Consider the following 18660-nt stretch of genomic DNA (forward strand, 5'->3'; position numbering starts at 1 on the left):
GGCGCGATAACCGGGCTACGCTACACCCCGAGTGTAAATGTTCAATATATTCTATTCTAAAGAATAGGTTTCTGCGATTAAGCGGGCACAAAAGTATTATTCTTTTTTTTAATACACCAATAAATCTTGTAGCATTTTTATGTAATTTTTAATTTAACATATGTTTAAGAGTTATCTTCTCAAACATGTGGTAAATTTTTGTCTAATTTACTGTGGTTAATTTTCAAAAAATTAAATTATGAAAAAGTATGTTGCTTTAGCTTTATTTGTTGCCATTCAGATATCTTGTGCTCAGAATGATAAAACAATAAAGACTCCAGATAAAATCACTTATGATGTGGAGACCGTTGTAGAAGGTATAAATATTCCGTGGGGTATTGCCTTTTTACCTAATGGAGATTTATTGGTTACTGAGAAGTCAGGTAAGCTGTATTTAGTAAATTCAGGAGAGAAAACTGAAATTTCACATGGTTTACAAGTTTACAATAGAGGACAAGGTGGGCTAATGGATGTAGTACTTCATCCTGATTATGATTCTAATGGATGGATTTATTTTTCTTATGCAAGTGATGAAGGTGAAGGCGATGGAGGACATACCGCAATTGCCAGAGCCAAACTAAATGGTAATAGTTTAACCGAGTTAGAACAACTTTATAAAGCGACACCTAATACAACTAAAGGACAGCATTTTGGTTCTCGTATAGCATTTGATAATGAAGGTTACCTTTATTTTTCAATAGGGGAGCGTGGTGAAAGAGACGTAAACCCTCAGGATATTACTAGAGATGGTGGGAAAGTATATCGTTTATATGATGATGGTCGTATACCAGAATCAAACCCTTTCTATAACACACCTGATGCTGTCAAAGCAATATATTCTTATGGACATAGAAACCCTCAGGGGATGTTAACACATTATAAAACGGGTGAAATATGGGTTCATGAGCATGGTCCCCAAGGAGGTGATGAAATTAATGTAGTTAAAAAAGGAGCTAATTTCGGATGGCCAGTAATTAGCTACGGAGAGAATTATGATGGAACCTCCTTTACAGAGCTTACAGAGAAAGAAGGGATGGAGCAACCGTTGTATTACTGGGTGCCTTCTATTGCGCCTAGTGGAATGGCTTTTGTCACCTCTGATATCTATCCAGATTGGAAGGGAGATCTAATGGTTGGATCATTAAAGTTTGGGTATTTAGAAAGGCTTGAAATCGAAAATAATAAAGTGACTTCTCGAGAAAAACTAATGGAAGGACTTGGAAGAATCCGTGAGGTAAGACAAGGACCTGATGGCTATTTGTATGTTGGAGTTGAAGGTACAGGCATCGTTAAATTGGTGCCTAAGTCTGAATAAGATATTTAAGAAATAGAGATATTTCTTTGGGTATTATTTCACATAAACTTGACAATTAAGCACAAGTGTTTGCGATAAATTTAGCGTATTTTTGCCCATTGAAATTTGGGTAAACATATGTCTATTACAAACAAAAAAGCACTATTAGCACTAGCCATTGGGGGATTCGGAATTGGGATGACTGAATTTGTTATCATGGGTATCCTTCCCGATGTTGCCGGTGCCTTGGGTATAAGTATACCACAAGCTGGGCACTTTATATCAGCATATGCTTTAGGGGTTGTTGTTGGAGCTCCATTATTAACTGTTGTAGGGAATAAATGGGCACCTCACAAAATGTTATTGTATTTAATGGTTTGGTTTACCATTTTCAATACCCTATCAGCTTTTGCTAATAACTACAGTTTATTGTTAATAGCACGATTTTTATCAGGACTTCCACATGGCGCCTTTTTTGGAATCGGTGCAGTGGTAGCAGGGAAGCTTGCAACGGAAGGAAAATCCGCCAAAGCTATCGCAACAATGTTTACAGGATTGACCCTTGCTAATGTTATTGGGGTTCCTCTGGGGACATACGTGGGTCATCATTTTCACTGGAGTATTTCATTTTTAATAGTTGGAGTAATAGGGATCTTAACCATGTTGAGCATTCACTTTTGGATGCCTGCCATAGAGAGAAACAAAAATCAAAATATTAAAAGTGAATTTAAAGTCTTTAAAAACTTAGACTTTTTGGGGATTGTTCTTCTAACTACAGTGGGTACTGGAGGCTTCTTTGCTTGGTATAGCTACATCGCCCCATTAATTACTGAAGAAGCGGGATTGAGTTCAGATTTGGTAAGTTATGGAATGATTATCGCAGGTTCTGGGATGGTTATAGGTAATTTTATAGGAGCTAAGTTAGCTGATTTGTTTTCACCACTTAAAGCAGTTATTATTAGCCTAGTAACAATGGTTCTTATGCTATTGTTAAATGTAATGGTTGCTCCAACAGGTATAGCAGTACTTTTAATGACTTTTATTATCGGAATGGTCGCCTTTACGGTTTCTACCCCTATACAGATGGCAGTTATTAACAGTGCAAAAGGTTCAGAAATGTTAGGTTCTTCTGCCAATCAGAGCGCCTTTAATATGGGCAATGCATCAGGTGCATATTTAGCGGGCTTGCCTATTGCCGTCGGATATGGCTTTACTTCAGCTAGCATGGTAGGTGCAGCTCTAGCAGGTTCAGGTGTAATTCTTGCTTTGGTGATTTTGTATGTTAGAAATCAAAAAGTAGCCAAAGAAAAAGTAGTTCTTCAAGACTCAAAATAATAAATAACATAGAACCGATTTATTGAATCGGAAATTGTTTCAAATTTAATTACCTTCGCTTCAAAGAGACTTATAAAGTGGACAAGAAGCGAATTTTAATTACTGGTGCAGCTGGATTCCTAGGCTCACACTTATGTGATCGGTTTATAAAGGAAGGGATGTATGTTATCGGCATGGATAATCTTATCACTGGCAGTTTAAATAATATTGAACATCTTAGATCAAATGTAGATTTTGAATTCAGACATCACGATGTAACTACTTTTGTTGATATCCCAGGCACACTAGATTATGTACTTCATTTTGCCTCACCAGCAAGTCCAATTGACTATTTAAAAATTCCAATTCAAACCCTTAAAGTGGGGGCAATTGGAACCCATAATTTATTAGGTTTATCTAAGGATAAAAATGCTAGAATCCTCGTAGCATCTACTTCTGAGGTATATGGTGATCCTTTGGTACATCCACAAAACGAGGAGTACTACGGTAATGTTAGCCCTGTTGGTCCTAGAGGTGTTTATGACGAGGCTAAACGATTTATGGAGTCCATAACTATGGCTTATCACAGGTTTCATGATCTCGATACACGAATAGCGAGAATCTTTAATACCTATGGCCCTCGAATGCGTTTAAACGATGGACGTGTAATTCCAGCTTTTATTGGACAGGCCTTACGAGGTGAAGATCTAACAGTCTTTGGTGACGGAAGTCAAACCAGATCTTTCTGCTATGTAGATGATCAGGTTGAAGGAATCTACCGCTTATTGATGGGTGATTATCATTACCCAGTAAATATTGGTAACCCTACGGAAATTTCAATAAAAGATTTTGCAGAAGAAATAGTAAAGCTAACGGGATCTCATCAAAAAATAGTGTATAAGCCACTTCCAAAAGATGATCCTCAACAACGTAGACCAGATATTTCTAAGGCAAAAGAAATCCTTCAGTGGGAGCCAAAGGTAGATCGAGAAATTGGAATGCAACGCACCTATGAGTATTTCAAAGCCTTACCAACTGATGAGTTGTATAAAAAGGATCATCGCGATTTTGCAGACCGCAATAAAAAGTAATCTAAAGGTAGGGGTAATAAATCAGGCTAGATTTTAAAAGTGAATCCATCTTCAACCTTTTTATCATATTTCTCTTTATCAAACTCATACAAGAACGAACCTTTTCGAGATGATGACATGTCCTTTTCATTTAATTTGATTAAGATATCTAGGTTGTTAATTTTATTAATAAAATTCCTCTTATCCAATCTTTCATTCAAAATCGCCTCGTATAATTTTTGAAGTTGACGCATGGTAAATTTCTCTGGAAGGAGCTCAAAACCAATAGGTTTATTGGAGGTTCTGTACTGAAGTCTCCTTATGGCGTGACTTACCATTGCATTGTGGTCAAATATTAATTCTGGAGCTTCTTTTACATTGAACCACCGTGCTGAGTATTTTTCAATAAGCCCTTCATTATGATCTTCAATATTAATTAGCGCAAAATAAGCAACAGAAATGGTACGTTCTACTGGATCCCTGTCAACTTTACTAAAACCGTATAATTGCTCCATGTAAATATTATTGATTCCTGTGAGGGTTTGAAGAATCCTATTAGCCGCATCATCCAAGGTTTCGGCACGTTGTAAAAAGCCACCCATTAGAGACCATTTTCCTTTTTCAGGTTCAAAATCTCTTTTAATTAAAAGTATTTTAAGTTCTTCTTTGTCAAAGCCGAAAATGATACAATCGACTGCTAATAACACTTTGTCTTCTTTACTGTAACTATTTAACATGTGGGTGAATTTATACAAAATAGGTGTAAAATTACGCTTTTTTTGGCAATTTCAGTTTCTTTGTTTTTTAACGGACCAGGTACTATTGATGGTCATTGCGATATATTCATTTTTCTAACAATAGGACAATAAATTTTCTAAGAATTTATTTGTATTTGTTAAAAATTATTAATTAATTTGGAAATGTAAAAACCACACTTATTGATCAATCTAGCAACCATGATTTTATTCAAACACTTAAAGAATGGGAGACGCCATATATCCAAGAAAATATACCCATGATGGTTTAGGTTTTTCTACCGAGAGCCAAGGGTCGGTTGAATTATCCGAAATCAATTATCGACTTATGGGTTATGCCGATGTATTGTTAATGTATGGCGAGGCTTTAAATGAGCTTGGTAGAACCTCAGAGGCCTATCAATACATACAAATGGTTCGCGATCGAGCTAATTTACCAGATTTAGAAGATGTTAAACCTAATATGACCCAGCAACAGATGCGCGATCAACTGGGCCATGAGCGTGCTTTGGAATTTGCCATTGAAAGTATTCGAATTCACGATATTATACGGTGGGGTTGGTTATATGATGATACTAAATTGGATATGTTGAAGTCTCACGATCCAGATTTTAGTACCTGGACACCTGGGAAGGAGTATCTTCCAATACCACAGACTGAACTAGATGTTAATCCAAATCTTGAACCTAATTCCGCCAATTAAATCTAACTATTAACTATATATTCATGAAAATTAAAAATTTATTACTGACAGGAGCCCTTGTTGCAAGTGGCTTGGCTACCGCTCAGTCCTCCGTAGTGGTGGAAGAGCAAGAAAATGCTCCCACAATAAGTAGGCATATCTACGGGCATTTTGCAGAACACCTAGGAAGGTGTATTTATGGGGGCTTTTATGTGGGCGAGGATAGTGAAATCCCGAACACCGCCGGAGTGCGTACCGATATCATAGAGGCCTTGAAAGAGATAAAGATTCCAAATCTTCGTTGGCCTGGAGGTTGTTTTGCGGACACCTATCATTGGAAAGATGGAATCGGTCCTAGAGAGGACAGACCTACTATAGTGAATCAATGGTGGGGAGGAGTGACTGAAGACAATAGCTTTGGTACACATGATTTTTTAAACCTTTGCGAGGAATTAGATGCTGAACCTTACCTAGCGGCAAATATCGGAAGTGGTACTGTACAAGAGTTCACTGACTGGATTCAGTATGTTAATCATGATGGTGAGAGCCCTATGGCCAATTTAAGACGTGAGAATGGAAGAGAGAATCCTTGGGGTGTCAAATATTGGGGTGTTGGAAATGAAATGTGGGGATGTGGAGGAAATATGACTCCTGAATATTATGCCAACCTGTACCGACAATATGCTACTTTTATGAGTAGTTGGGATAATGATAGTGGAATTTACAGAATTGCCTCTGGTGCCAATGTGGATGACTACCACTGGACAGAGGTCTTAATGAGAGATGTTCCAAAGCATCTTATCGAAGGAGTAGCGCTACATTCTTATTCATTTGTAGAATGGGAGTCTAAGGGTCCTGCCGTCGATTTTAATGAGCTCCAGTATTTCAAAACTATTGAAAGAGCCTTAAATATGGAGACCTTGGTTCAAAAGCATACGGCTATTATGGATAAATATGACCCAGATGGAAAAATTGATTTGATTGTAGATGAGTGGGGAGGATGGTATAATGTTGAAGAAGGAACCAATCCAGGTTTCTTGTATCAACAAAATACCATGAGGGATGCTATGATTGCAGGTGCGACACTTAATATCTTTAACAATCACAGTGACCGAGTGAAAATGGCAAATCTTGCACAGACAGTTAACGTACTTCAAGCCGTAATTCTTACAGATGATGAGAAAATGATTTTAACGCCAACATATCACGTAATGAAGATGTATGCTGTCCATCAAGATGCGACACGCTTAGAAATTGAACTTGAGACTGATTCGTATGAATATCAAGGGGAAAAAGTTCCTGCGATTTCGGTATCAGCCTCTAAAGATTCTCAAGGAAAGGTTCATATTTCCCTTGTGAATGTGGATATGAATAAAGCACATGATGTAGCGTTGGATCTTACAAGTTTAAATCTGAAAAAGGCCGTTGCAAGCATTTTGAGTTCTGATGATGTTCACAACCATAATAGTTTTGACAATCCTGATAAAATACAGGTAGAGGAATTTAATGATTTTAAATTTAAAAAAGGAAACCTATCTGTGGAAATGGCACCATTTTCAGTAGTGGTTTTTGAAGTGAATTAACATGAAAAGATTTACCGTACTGGCCTTTTTTTGGATTACGATGGGCTTTGTTCTCAGGACCTTGTAGTTCACGATCCAGTGGCAATAGAGCAAGATGGATGTTATTATATATTCTCTACAGGTCACGGTATTTCATGGTTTAGTACCAAAGACATGAAGAATTGGAAAAAAGTGGAGCCTGTTTTTAAACAGGCTCCTTCTTGGACCAACGCTGTAGTTCCTGGATTTAAAAACCTTATTTGGGCTCCCGATATTGCTTTTCATAACGAGATGTATTATTTATATTATTCGATATCTAGTTTTGGTAAAAACACCTCTGCAATAGGTTTGGTAACTAATAGAACTCTCGATAGTAATTCAGAAAATTTTAAATGGGAAGACCAAGGAGTTGTAGTTCAATCCATACCAAATAGAGATCTTTGGAATGCCATTGATCCAAACTTAATTATGGATGAGCAAAATAGATCATGACTAGCCTTTGGCTCTTTCTGGGAAGGCCTAAAGTTAGTTCGTTTAAGTGATGATTTAAAAACCATAGAAAAACCAGAACAGGGGCACACTATTACCAGACGTAATCGTGATTTTAATCTGCCAGAAACCGATGCTGGAAACGCAGCTCTAGAGGCGCCTTTTATTTTTAGAAAAAATGGATATTATTATTTGTTTTTATCCTGGGATTATTGTTGTCGAGCAGAAAAAAGCACCTATAAAATAGTAGTGGGAAGATCTAAAACCGTAACTGGACCATATGTAGATAAATAAGGGGTTTCCTTATTTGATGGTGGGGGAAGTGTAATTCTTCAGGGCAATGATAATTGGTATGGATTGGGTCATAATAGTGTTTATACTTTTAACCAAAAAGACTATATGTTTTTTCATGCTTACGATGCCCACGACGATGGGAAAGCCAAATTAAAAGTACTTGAGCTAGAGTGGGATTCTGAGCACTGGCCCATTTTATCTTCAAAAGAATTGAATAAATTATAACATGAAGTTGTTTTTTAAATTATAAAATGTAAATTGCACACTTATTAAGTTAATCTTCCAAAACCAATTAAGATGAAACGTTTAAATGAAAAACTTTATTTTTATACTGTATCGCTACTGAGCCTATTATTGGTAATTGTAGGATGTAATTCAAAGTCTACATCTGAAGAAAATACTGAGGTAAAAGAGGTTGATAGAGGCTATCCAATTGAGTCTGTGGATATCAAACACGTACAATTAAAAGATGATTTTTGGCTACCGGTAATAGAACGTATCCAAAATAAAACTATCGAATTTGCACTAGAAAAGTGTGATGAGGAAGGACGATTTGAAAACTTTTTAATCGCTGGAGGCGAAATGGAAGGAGAGGCTAGAGGGGTGATGCCTTTTGATGACACCGATGTTTATAAGATAATAGAGGGAGCTTCTTATTCTCTAATCAGTGCACCCAATGCCGAGTTGGAAAAATTGTTAGATTCTTTAATTGATATTGTAAAAATTGGCCAAGAAAAAGATGGTTATTTGACCACTTGGAGAACTATCGATCCTGACAAACCCACAGCAAATTGGGTAGGAGTTGTTGATGGTAGCCGCTGGGAATCTATTGAGGCGAGTCATGAACTCTATAATGCTGGTCATTTGTATGAGGCTGCTGCGGCTCATTATAGAGCTACAGGTAAGAGAAACTTCTTAAACATTGCACTTAAAAATGCAGATTTGTTAGTTCAAACATTTGGTACAGGTGAAGGGAAAATTGAAAAAGTCCCAGGACATCAAGTTATTGAAACGGGACTTGTAAAATTATATAGAATCACAAAAAATGAAGATTATTTAGAATTAGCTCGATTTTTCTTAGATCAAAGAGGACATCACGATAACAGACCTTCTCTTGGGGATTACGCGCAGGATCATCTTCCAGTTACAGAACAGAAAGAGGTTGTTGGGCATGCAGTTAGGGCAGTATATATGTATGCTGGTATGACCGATATTGCCGCCATAGATAAGGACACTGCATATCTCAATGCGGTGAATAATCTTTGGGATAATATGGTCAATAAAAAAATGTACATCACTGGTGGGATTGGAGCAATCCATGATGGAGAAGCCTTTGGGGCTAATTATGAGCTACCTAACCTTACTGCCTATAGTGAAACATGTGCAGCGATTGGTGATGTTTATTGGAATCACAGACTACACAACCTAACTGGAGATGTTAAATATATGGATGTATTAGAACGTAGCCTATACAACGGTCTACTTTCTGGTATTTCACTTAGTGGTACGGAGTTCTTTTACCCCAATGCGTTGGAATCAGATGGTACTTATAAGTTTAATAGAGGATCTTGTACGCGTCAAGAATGGTTCGATTGTTCTTGTTGTCCTACAAATATGATTCGCTTTTTACCTTCTTTACCTGAATTAGTGTATTCTAAAAAAGATGACACTATTTTTGTAAATCTTTATGTAGCAAACCAGGCACAAATTGACTTACCTTCAACGAGCCTAGTGATTGACCAACAGACCAACTATCCTTGGGATGGATTGGTTAACTTTACAGTAACCCCTGAAAAGGAAGCTAATTTTACCTTAAAGTTAAGAATTCCAGGTTGGCTTAGAAATGAGGTTCTTCCAGGAACGCTATATCAATATAAGGACGATATGACCTCAGAGTTTGAGTTAAAAATTAATGATCAACTCGTTGATGCTACTCTAAAGGATGGATATATTACAATTAATAGAGATTGGAAAAAAGGCGAGACCTTAAGTTTAAATCTACCTATGCAGCCAAGAGAAGTAATTACCAATGATAAAGTGGAGGATAACCTTGGTAAACTAGCCTTGGAATACGGTCCAATAGTGTATGCTATTGAAGAGGCAGACAATAAAGAAAACTTTGATTCCATTGAATTAAATTCAGGTGACGACTATCAGGTAGTATGGAAACCTGAATTACTAAAAGGAGTTAATGTTATTACAAATGAAAGTCTAACGGCCATTCCTTACTATGCCTGGTCAAATAGAGGTATTGGTAAAATGAAGGTTTGGATCCCTAGTAAACAGCAATAATAAAAAATCAACTAACACAATGAAAAAAATTAATTTTAATACTATAAAGACGACGATTCTAAGCAGTATGTTCGTCTGTTTTAGTGGCCTAGTATCAGCACAGTCATCAACCACTCTTGATGTTGATGCATCAAGTAGTGTTGCGGAAATTGCACCCACGATGTATGGAATCTTTTTTGAGGATATAAATTTCGCTGCTGATGGGGGATTGTATGCGGAGTTAATCAAAAACAGATCATTTGAATTTGATTCACCACTGATGGGATGGGAGCAGCCTAAAAGCGATCGTCATTCTTATAATAAAAATTCAGGAATTGCTGTACCAGTAAAGTATTCACAACAGCAAACTAATCACAATTTTATTAGAGTCAAAATAAAGGATGCTAGTGGTTATAAACTTATCAATAAAGGTTTTAGAGGAATTGGAGTTCATGAAAATGAAAACTACCGCCTATCCTTTTTAGCCTCTAACGATGCTGGAGGAGTTACTCATGTTCATTTTAAACTTGTTGATGAGAATGGAAAAGTATTAGGATCTAGTTCAGTGAAGGTCTCAAAAGGTGATTGGAAAAAGTATCAAACTGAATTTAACTCTAATGCTACGGTGGAAAAAGCGAGTTTAGAAATCACTTTTAGTGGTCAAGGTGATATCGATCTTGATATGATCTCCATGTTTCCAGAGAATACATGGAAAAATAGAGAAAATGGAATGCGAAAAGATTTAGTTCAACTACTTGCGGATATGGACCCAGGATTTTTGAGGTTTCCAGGTGGATGTATTGTAGAGGGTAGAACGTTAGCTGAGCGGTATCAATGGAAGAAAACTGTTGGTCCTGTGGCAGACCGTGAAATTCTTTTCAATAGATGGAATACGGAGTTTTCTCATCGTTCAACTCCTGATTACTTTCAAAGTTTTGGAATTGGTTTCTTTGAATATTTTCAGTTGGCAGAAGACATAGGGGCAACCCCGCTACCTATTTTAAGTTGTGGGATTGCTTGTCAATTTAATACAGGTGAGTTAGTGCCTATGGATCAATTAGACCCATATGTTCAAGATGCTCTTGATTTAATTGAATTTGCTAATGGTTCTGTAGATACCCCATGGGGAAAAGTACGAGCTGACATGGGACATCCTGAGCCTTTCAATTTAAAGTATATTGGCGTTGGAAATGAGCAATGGGGACCAGATTATATTGAGCGTTACAAAGTATTTAACGATGCTATAAAAGAGCAATATCCTGATATCATTATTGTTTCTGGTTCGGGACCATTCCCTGATGGTGATTATTATGAGTACGGAATGGAGCAACTCACCAAAATTGGTGCAGAGATCATCGATGAACACTACTATAAAAGTCCAGAGTGGTTTAGAGAAAATGCGGACCGTTATGATAGCTATGATCGAAATGGACCAAAAATATTTGCAGGTGAGTACGCTGCACAAAGTGTAGCAATTGCTAGCCCTGAAAATGAGAATAATTGGGAATGTGCCTTATCAGAAGCTGCTTTTATGACGGGCTTGGAGCGTAATGCCGATGTGGTACAATTGACCTCTTATGCACCACTTATGGCGCATACCGAAGCTTGGCAATGGACTCCGGATTTAATTTGGTTTGACAACCTTTCCTCCTATGGAACACCAAATTATTATGTCCAAAAGGTATTTGCCACAAATCGTGGATCTGATTTATTGAAAGTAAGTGCAAAGGGTGAGAAACTAATTGGTCAAAATGACTTATATGCCTCTGCTGTGAAAGAGGACTCTACATCGGAAGTTATTGTAAAGGTAGTTAACACGGCCTCGAGTTCTAAATCGATAAAATTTAATATCAAAGGAGTAAAAACTGGAAAAAATGCAGAGCAAATTGTACTAGCAAGTGAGGATTTAAAGGCGATGAATTCTATAGAGAATCCAAAAAATATTGCTCCAGAAACAACAAAAGTAAATGTTCAAAAAGGAGTACAATTATCCCCCTATTCTGTGAATGTGTTTAAACTGAAAATTGAAAAATAAAATTCAACATTGAAAATGAAAAAATCCTATGTCATCGGACTGGATTACGGTACGGATTCCGTAAGGGCTGTTTTACTAGATGCCCATAGTGGAGAGGAGATTGCCACAGATGTTTCTTATTATGAAAGATGGAAGCAAGGGCTCTATTGCGAGGCCACCAAAAATCAATTTAGACAACATCCTTTGGATCATATCCAGGGGCTTGAAAAGACCATCAAGACAGTAGTAACTCAAAGTGGTGTGGAAGCTGATGCTATCAAAGGAATTTGTATTGATACAACTGGTTCTTCACCCTTGCCATTAGATAGCCAGGGGACTCCACTTGCGCTTTTGGATGAATTTAAAGATAATCCAAACGCAATGATGGTTTTGTGGAAGGATCATACAGCAATCAAGGAGGCTAATGAAATCAATGAATTGGCCCGAAATTGGGGTGGAGTGGACTTTACAAGTTTTGAAGGAGGAATTTATTCCTCAGAATGGTTTTGGGCAAAAATATTACATATTGCTCGTGAAGATCAAAAAGTAAAATCTGCAGCCTATACTTGGATGGAGCACTGTGATTATATGACTTATATGTTGTGTGAAGACCAGGATTTAGATCGTTTTAAACGCAGTAGATGTGCAGCTGGGCATAAGGCGATGTGGCATGAAAGCTGGGGCGGTCTTCCTGCTGATGATTTTTTAAATCAATTGGACCCTTATCTAACAAAACTAAAAGCACAACTCTATCGCGATACCTTTACATCCGATCAGGTTGCAGGCCATTTAAATAGTAAGTGGGCAGAGAAATTAGGACTGAGTACTCAAACCGTTATTGCCGTTGGAACTTTTGATGCACATGCTGGTGCAGTGGGAGCCAAAATAGAAAATAACACCTTGGTTCGTGTTATGGGTACTTCTACTTGCGATATAATGGTGGCTGATAATAAGGTCCTCCAAGATCAGCTGGTCAAAGGTATTTGTGGTCAGGTCGATGGCTCTGTCATTCCAAATATGATTGGTCTTGAGGCTGGTCAATCTGCCTTTGGTGATGTGTTAGCTTGGTTTAAAGATGTACTTAGCTGGCCGTTACACAATTTAGTATACAACGCTAAAACTATTGACCAGACTACGGCTCAGGCGCTTAAAAAAGAAGTAGAAGATTCCTTTATTTTAAAGCTTTCAGAGCAAGCCGAGAATATTCCTCTAGAAGATAGTATTCCAACAGCTTTGGATTGGGTTAATGGAAGACGAACTCCAGATGCCAATCAGGAGTTAAAGGCGGCTGTTATGGGCCTTAATTTAGGAAGTAAGGCTCCTCATATCTTTAAAGCTTTAGTGAATGCGATTTGTTTCGGTGCTAAAAAAATAGTGGAACGTTTCGAGGAACAAGGCGTAAAAATTGATACAGTAATTGGGATAGGAGGGGTAGCAAGAAAATCACCTCTTATTATGCAAACTCTTGCAAATGTTCTAAACAAACCTATTAAGATTGCGGCCTCTGACCAAGCTCCAGCTTTGGGTGCGGCCATATATGCTGCCGTTGCAGCTGGAATTTATCCAGATGTGATTAGCGCAAGTAAAGAATTGGGTAGTCCTTTTGAAGCGGAATATCATCCTGAAAAAGATCAAATTCAGTACTATCAAGAGCATATGGATTCTTACTCTATGCTTGCTAATTTTATAGAACACGAGGTTACAAACAAATAAAAGATGGATTATGAGCTCTAAGTATAAAGATTTAAAACAAGAATGTTACCAGGCAAATATGGAACTGAATGCGTTGAATCTGGTGATATATACCTTTGGAAATGTGAGTGCCGTTGATAGAGATCATGGTGTTTTTGCAATTAAACCTAGTGGTGTTGCTTATGAGAAGCTCACTCCCCAGGACATTGTAATTGTCGATTTTGATAATAACGTAATAGAAGGAAGTATGAGGCCTTCTTCAGATACCAAAACACACGCTTACCTTTATAAACATTGGAAAGACATTGGTGGGATTGCTCATACGCATGCTACTTACTCGGTAGCATGGTCACAAGCACAAAGGGATATTCCAATTTTTGGAACCACTCATGCTGACCATCTGGTGGCGGATATTCCATGTGCTGCTCCAATGCAGGATGATTTAATACAAGGAAATTACGAGCACAACACTGGGATTCAGATCTTGGATTGTTTCAAAGAAAAAGGTTTGAGTCACCAGGAAGTTCAAATGGTTTTATTAGGAAACCACGGCCCATTTAGTTGGGGACCCACCGCAGCTAAGGCTGTATATAATAGTAAAGTGCTTGAAGAAATTGCAAGAATGGCATATTTGACCTTGCAAATTAATCCTGATGCACCTCGATTAAAAGATTCACTGATTAAAAAACACTACATGCGTAAGCACGGAAAAGATGCTTATTACGGACAAGAATAAAACAATATATATATAATGATTTCATCTGAAAAAGAAATTTGGTTTGTTACAGGAAGCCAACACTTATATGGCCCTGAAACTTTAAAACAAGTGGCTGATAATGCCAAAACTATTGCCAGCGAACTTAACGCATCATCAAGTATAAATATAAAGATTGTCTATAAAGACATTGTTACCACAGCTGAGCAAATTACCTCACTTTGTATACAGGCAAACAGTGCGCAAAACTGTATTGGGATCCTTAGCTGGATGCATACTTTCTCACCAGCTAAAATGTGGATCCAAGGTTTAAATATTCTAAAGAAACCATTATGCCATCTTCACACCCAATTCAATGCTGAAATTCCTTGGAATGACATTGATATGGATTTTATGAATCTTAACCAATCCGCTCACGGAGATCGTGAATTTGGATTTATGATGTCTAGATTACGTAAGAAAAGAAAGGTAGTTGTCGGACACTGGAGATCACAACACGTACAGTCTCAAATAGGCATATGGTCACGTGTGGTTCTTGGTTGGGATGAATTACAACATCTCAAAGTTGCCAGAATAGGTGATAATATGAGGCAAGTAGCCGTTACAGAAGGGGATAAGGTTGAGGCTCAGATCCGATTCGGTTTCGAAGTCAACGGATATGATTCCTCTGATATTATCGAGCATATTAAGGGGGTTAGCGATAATGAACTCAAAGAACTCCTAGAGGAATATGAAAGCTCATATAATCTCACCCAGGCATTAAAATTAGGTGGAGATCAGAGACAATCCTTAGTTGATGCGGCTAAAATAGAATTGGGACTCCGTAGTTTTCTAGATCAGGGTGGGTTTAAAGCCTTCACAGATACTTTTGAAAATTTAGGTAAACTACAACAGCTTCCAGGAATTGCAGTACAACGATTAATGGCTGATGGATATGGCTTTGGTGGGGAAGGTGACTGGAAAACGGCGGCTATGTTGCGCAGTATGAAAGTGATGGCAACTGGTCTTGAAGGGGGGACTTCTTTTATGGAAGACTATACCTACCACTTTGGAGAGCAAAAATCATACGTACTAGGCTCACATATGCTAGAAATTTGCCCTTCCATTGCTCAAGGAAAACCTTCATGTGAGGTTCACCCACTTGGTATTGGAGGAAAAGAAGACCCCGTTCGCCTGGTGTTTAATTCTCCTGCAGGACCAGCTATCAATGCGTCCTTAGTAGATATGGGGAATCGTTTCCGTCTGGTGGTTAACGAAGTAGAGGCAATTAAACCTTTAGCGGATTTGCCAAATCTACCTGTTGCAAGAGTCCTTTGGGATTGTAAACCGAACCTTGAGACCGCAACAACAGCATGGATATTAGCTGGAGGAGCACACCATACCGTATATTCACAGGCTTTACATACAGAATATATGGAGGACTTTGCCGACATTGCAGGAATTGAATTATTGGTAATTGATCAGGATACCCGAATTAGATCCTTTAAAGATACCTTAAATGCAAATGAGGCTTATTACCATATTTTTCAACATGGAATGTAACCGACTAAATTCTAAATTATGAAAACATTAAAAATCAGCATGCAATTTTTACTGCTCTTTGCAGTGTTATTCCTATGCGTTCAGTGTAAGGGTAAGGCTGAGAAAGAAGGTACAAAACAAACCGAAAATGCGATGAAAAGTCAAAAAGCTAGTCTTGCTATTTCGCAAGAAGACTTCGGAAAGTTACCCACAGGAGAATCCATTCAAAAATACACAATGACCAACGCCAACGGTATGGTGGTTTCTGTGATTAATTATGGAGGGATTATTACTCACCTTGAAGTCCCCGATAAAAAGGGAAAAATCGAAGATGTTGTATTAGGGTTTGATTCCCTTGAAGGGTATTTAACACCAGCACCGTACTTTGGAGCTTTAATCGGACGCTATGGAAATAGGATTGCAGATGGAAAGTTTAGCCTTGATGGAACACAGTATACCTTAGCGCAAAATGACGGTCAAAATCACCTTCACGGAGGGAATAAAGGTTTTGATAAGGTTGTTTGGGAAATTACAAAGATCACCAATGCCGAAAGCATCGCCCTTCAATTGCACTATTTAAGTGAAGATATGGAAGAAGGTTACCCTGGAAATTTAAATACAACTGTTACTTATACCCTAACCAATGATAACACATTAAAGGTGAAGTACGAGGCTACCACGGATAAAAAGACAGTGGTCAATCTCACCCAACATTCTTATTTTAATTTATCTGGAGATTTTTCAAAAGGTATATTGGATCATGAAATCTCCATTAATGCCGATACGTTCTTACCAGTGAATGAAACTTTGATTCCAACGGGTGAATTTAAAGAAGTTGCTGGAACTCCTTTTGATTTTAAACAAGCCAAAACAATCGGAAAACAAATCAATGAAGACACCGAACAACTTAAGCGTGGTTTAGGCTATGATCACTGTTGGGTACTCAATAGCGAAGCACAAGGTTTAAGCCATGCAGCAACTGCATACGATCCAGAGAGTGGTCGGTATATGGAAGTTTTAACTACTGAACCTGGAATACAATTTTATTCAGGGAATTTTCTAGACGGAACACTGAAGTCAAAATCGGGAGGCACCTATGCCAAGCGTTCAGGTTTTTGTTTAGAGACTCAGCATTATCCTGATTCACCAAATCAAGAGGACTTTCCATCAGTGGTGTTGAACCCAGGTGAGACCTATATAAGTGAAACGATTTTTAAGTTTTCAGTTAAATAAAACAACAAGAACAACCTAACAGAATAATATATGAAGACATTAGATACACTGGATTGGATTTGTATCGGACTATACTTTTTAGTATTGGCAGGTGTAGCGGTATGGATTATCAGAAAAAAACATAACAATACCGAGGATTACTTCTTAGCTGGACGAAATATCGGATGGTTCGTTGTAGGAACTTCCATATTTGCTTCCAACATCGGATCAGAGCATGTGGTTGGTTTAGCAGGAGCAGGTGCAGGGGATAAACTTCCCATGTTAATTTATGAAATACAAGCATGGGTGGTTCTTATGCTGGGTTGGGTCTTTTTACCTTTTTATGCCCGTAGTGGAGTATTTACCATGCCAGAGTTCCTAGAAAAGCGATTTGATTCACGTTCTAGATGGGTCTTATCAATATTTTCCATCATCGCTTATGTACTTACGAAAATATCTGTAACAATCTATGCAGGGGGAATTGTAGTATCTGCGCTATTAGGAATTGATTTCTGGACAGGAGCATTATCAACTGTAATCCTAACTGGGCTTTATACCGTCGCTGGAGGAATGCGAGCGGTTGTGTACACCGAAGCCGTTCAGGCAGTTGTATTAGTTGTTGGAGCAGCGGTTCTGACATTTATTGGACTAAATCAAGTAGGGGGATGGGAAAGTATGAAAACTACCCTGACTCCTGAATACCTCGATATGTGGCGTTCTGCTTCTGATCCTGATTTTCCATGGCCAACATTATTGATAACCAGTACTATTGTAGGGATCTGGTATTGGTGTACCGATCAATACATCGTGCAACGTACCCTTACTGCTCGAAACATACAAGAGGGTAGGAGAGGAACTATTTTTGGTGCCCTTTTAAAACTATTACCTGTATTTTTATTCTTGATACCAGGGGTTATAGCACTTACTTTAAAAATGAGAGGAGAATTACATTGGGACTCACCAGATGAAGCCTTCCCTGTACTTATGAGTAATTTGTTGCCATCAGGGTTAAGAGGACTAGTTGCAGCAGGACTGTTAGCGGCGCTAATGAGCTCACTTGCCTCTGTATTTAATTCGTGTTCAACCTTGTTTACAGTTGATATTTACAAGAAACTACGACCAAATACTCCTGAAAAGAAACTCGTGAGAACGGGTCAGCTAGCTACAGTAATTGTGGTTATTATCGGTATTATTTGGATACCAATTATGGCAAATATCTCAGGTGTATTATACGAATACCTTCAAAAGGTACAATCCTACATTTCACCTCCAATTACAGCGGTGTTCTTATTGGGGATTTTCCACAAGCGAATCAATGCCCATGGTGCCTTTGTAACCCTTATAACTGGTTTTGTAGTAGGTGCACTTAGAATTGTGTTGGAACTAATTAAAGATGACCTAGATCCAAATGGAATGCTATTCGCACTAGGGGATATGAATTTCTTGACCTTTGGAGCATGGTTCTTCTTATTTTGTATTATTCTAGCTATTGTGGTTAGTTTAATCACTAATACACCATCAGAAGAAAAGGTTAAAAACCTTACTTTTGGGACCATTACCGAAGAAGAAAAACAAAAGAATAAGAGCAGTTATAACTGGGTAGATGTAGTAGTTTCTATTTTAATTATAGCAATTGTAATCGGTGTGATGATTCTCTTTAACGGAAAGTAAATCATCACTAATAATTGATTTTAAAATATGAAATACAATTAAAGGCTTGGAGTGAGTTTCCCAAG

13 protein-coding genes and 1 pseudogene are annotated in these 18660 nt (G+C 37.9%); 13 read left to right on the forward strand and 1 reads right to left on the reverse strand.

The window, feature by feature from the left end:
• Positions 1 to 238: 238 nt before the first annotated feature.
• The 3 genes from I215_RS14365 (at position 239) to I215_RS14375 (ending at position 3738) form a co-directional block, all read left to right on the forward strand.
• On the forward strand, positions 239 to 1354 hold the full coding sequence (locus I215_RS14365; RefSeq protein ID WP_008992718.1) for a PQQ-dependent sugar dehydrogenase: 1116 nt from the start codon (positions 239 to 241) through the stop codon (positions 1352 to 1354).
• Positions 1355 to 1471: 117 nt separating this feature from the next.
• Positions 1472 to 2668, forward strand: coding sequence for an MFS transporter (locus tag I215_RS14370; RefSeq protein WP_008992719.1), 1197 nt, complete (start codon positions 1472 to 1474; stop codon positions 2666 to 2668).
• 77 nt (positions 2669 to 2745) lie between these two features.
• Positions 2746 to 3738 carry a UDP-glucuronic acid decarboxylase family protein gene (locus I215_RS14375; protein WP_008992720.1) on the forward strand — a complete coding sequence of 331 codons (993 nt, stop codon included), beginning with the start codon at positions 2746 to 2748 and terminating at the stop codon, positions 3736 to 3738.
• 26 nt (positions 3739 to 3764) lie between these two features.
• On the opposite strand, the gene I215_RS14380 is transcribed toward I215_RS14375, so the two are convergent.
• Positions 3765 to 4454, reverse strand: a complete 690-nt coding sequence (locus I215_RS14380) for an NUDIX hydrolase (protein ID WP_008992721.1) — start codon at positions 4452 to 4454, stop codon at positions 3765 to 3767.
• A gap of 244 nt (positions 4455 to 4698) precedes the next feature.
• On the opposite strand from I215_RS14380, the gene I215_RS14385 reads away from it, so the two are divergent.
• The 10 genes and pseudogenes from I215_RS14385 (at position 4699) to I215_RS14430 (ending at position 18595) form a co-directional block, all read left to right on the forward strand.
• Positions 4699 to 5175, forward strand: coding sequence for a RagB/SusD family nutrient uptake outer membrane protein (locus I215_RS14385; protein ID WP_008992722.1), 477 nt, complete (start codon positions 4699 to 4701; stop codon positions 5173 to 5175).
• 23 nt (positions 5176 to 5198) lie between these two features.
• The gene (locus I215_RS14390; RefSeq protein ID WP_008992723.1) at positions 5199 to 6737 is read left to right on the forward strand and encodes an alpha-N-arabinofuranosidase; all 1539 of its coding nucleotides are present in this window, start codon (positions 5199 to 5201) and stop codon (positions 6735 to 6737) included.
• 78 nt (positions 6738 to 6815) lie between these two features.
• Positions 6816 to 7499 (forward strand): annotated as a pseudogene (locus I215_RS14395) (family 43 glycosylhydrolase).
• A 297-nt stretch (positions 7500 to 7796) separates the two neighbouring features.
• Entirely contained in the window at positions 7797 to 9791 is a 1995-nt protein-coding gene (locus tag I215_RS14400) for a glycoside hydrolase family 127 protein (protein ID WP_008992726.1), read from the forward strand.
• Positions 9792 to 9858: 67 nt separating this feature from the next.
• Entirely contained in the window at positions 9859 to 11805 is a 1947-nt protein-coding gene (locus I215_RS14405; RefSeq protein ID WP_008992727.1) for an alpha-L-arabinofuranosidase C-terminal domain-containing protein, read from the forward strand.
• A 15-nt stretch (positions 11806 to 11820) separates the two neighbouring features.
• On the forward strand, positions 11821 to 13497 hold the full coding sequence (locus tag I215_RS14410) for a ribulokinase (protein ID WP_008992728.1): 1677 nt from the start codon (positions 11821 to 11823) through the stop codon (positions 13495 to 13497).
• 10 nt (positions 13498 to 13507) lie between these two features.
• A complete protein-coding gene (locus I215_RS14415) occupies positions 13508 to 14212 on the forward strand; it encodes an L-ribulose-5-phosphate 4-epimerase (RefSeq protein WP_008992729.1) in 705 nt (234 codons plus the stop codon).
• A 15-nt stretch (positions 14213 to 14227) separates the two neighbouring features.
• Entirely contained in the window at positions 14228 to 15733 is a 1506-nt protein-coding gene (araA, locus tag I215_RS14420) for an L-arabinose isomerase (protein WP_008992730.1), read from the forward strand.
• Positions 15734 to 15751: 18 nt separating this feature from the next.
• Positions 15752 to 16945, forward strand: coding sequence for an aldose epimerase family protein (locus tag I215_RS14425; RefSeq protein ID WP_008992731.1), 1194 nt, complete (start codon positions 15752 to 15754; stop codon positions 16943 to 16945).
• A gap of 30 nt (positions 16946 to 16975) precedes the next feature.
• Entirely contained in the window at positions 16976 to 18595 is a 1620-nt protein-coding gene (locus I215_RS14430; protein ID WP_008992732.1) for a sodium:solute symporter, read from the forward strand.
• Positions 18596 to 18660: the final 65 nt, after the last annotated feature.

Origin of the sequence: Galbibacter marinus (assembly GCF_000300875.1) — a bacterium.
In the GTDB taxonomy this organism is placed as follows: domain Bacteria; phylum Bacteroidota; class Bacteroidia; order Flavobacteriales; family Flavobacteriaceae; genus Galbibacter; species Galbibacter marinus.

What these genes read in the sequence shown, in the direction of transcription:
- I215_RS14390 (WP_008992723.1), top strand. Translation starts at nt 5,199, where the DNA reads ATGAAAATTAAAAATTTATTACTGACAGGAGCCCTTGTTGCAAGTGGC.
- I215_RS14370 (WP_008992719.1), top strand. Translation starts at nt 1,472, where the DNA reads ATGTCTATTACAAACAAAAAAGCACTATTAGCACTAGCCATTGGGGGA.
- I215_RS14400 (WP_008992726.1), top strand. Translation starts at nt 7,797, where the DNA reads ATGAAACGTTTAAATGAAAAACTTTATTTTTATACTGTATCGCTACTG.
- I215_RS14380 (WP_008992721.1), bottom strand. Translation starts at nt 4,454, where the DNA reads ATGTTAAATAGTTACAGTAAAGAAGACAAAGTGTTATTAGCAGTCGAT.
- I215_RS14430 (WP_008992732.1), top strand. Translation starts at nt 16,976, where the DNA reads ATGAAGACATTAGATACACTGGATTGGATTTGTATCGGACTATACTTT.
- I215_RS14385 (WP_008992722.1), top strand. Translation starts at nt 4,699, where the DNA reads ATGGGAGACGCCATATATCCAAGAAAATATACCCATGATGGTTTAGGT.
- I215_RS14410 (WP_008992728.1), top strand. Translation starts at nt 11,821, where the DNA reads ATGAAAAAATCCTATGTCATCGGACTGGATTACGGTACGGATTCCGTA.
- I215_RS14425 (WP_008992731.1), top strand. Translation starts at nt 15,752, where the DNA reads ATGAAAACATTAAAAATCAGCATGCAATTTTTACTGCTCTTTGCAGTG.
- araA (WP_008992730.1), top strand. Translation starts at nt 14,228, where the DNA reads ATGATTTCATCTGAAAAAGAAATTTGGTTTGTTACAGGAAGCCAACAC.
- I215_RS14405 (WP_008992727.1), top strand. Translation starts at nt 9,859, where the DNA reads ATGTTCGTCTGTTTTAGTGGCCTAGTATCAGCACAGTCATCAACCACT.
- I215_RS14365 (WP_008992718.1), top strand. Translation starts at nt 239, where the DNA reads ATGAAAAAGTATGTTGCTTTAGCTTTATTTGTTGCCATTCAGATATCT.
- I215_RS14415 (WP_008992729.1), top strand. Translation starts at nt 13,508, where the DNA reads ATGAGCTCTAAGTATAAAGATTTAAAACAAGAATGTTACCAGGCAAAT.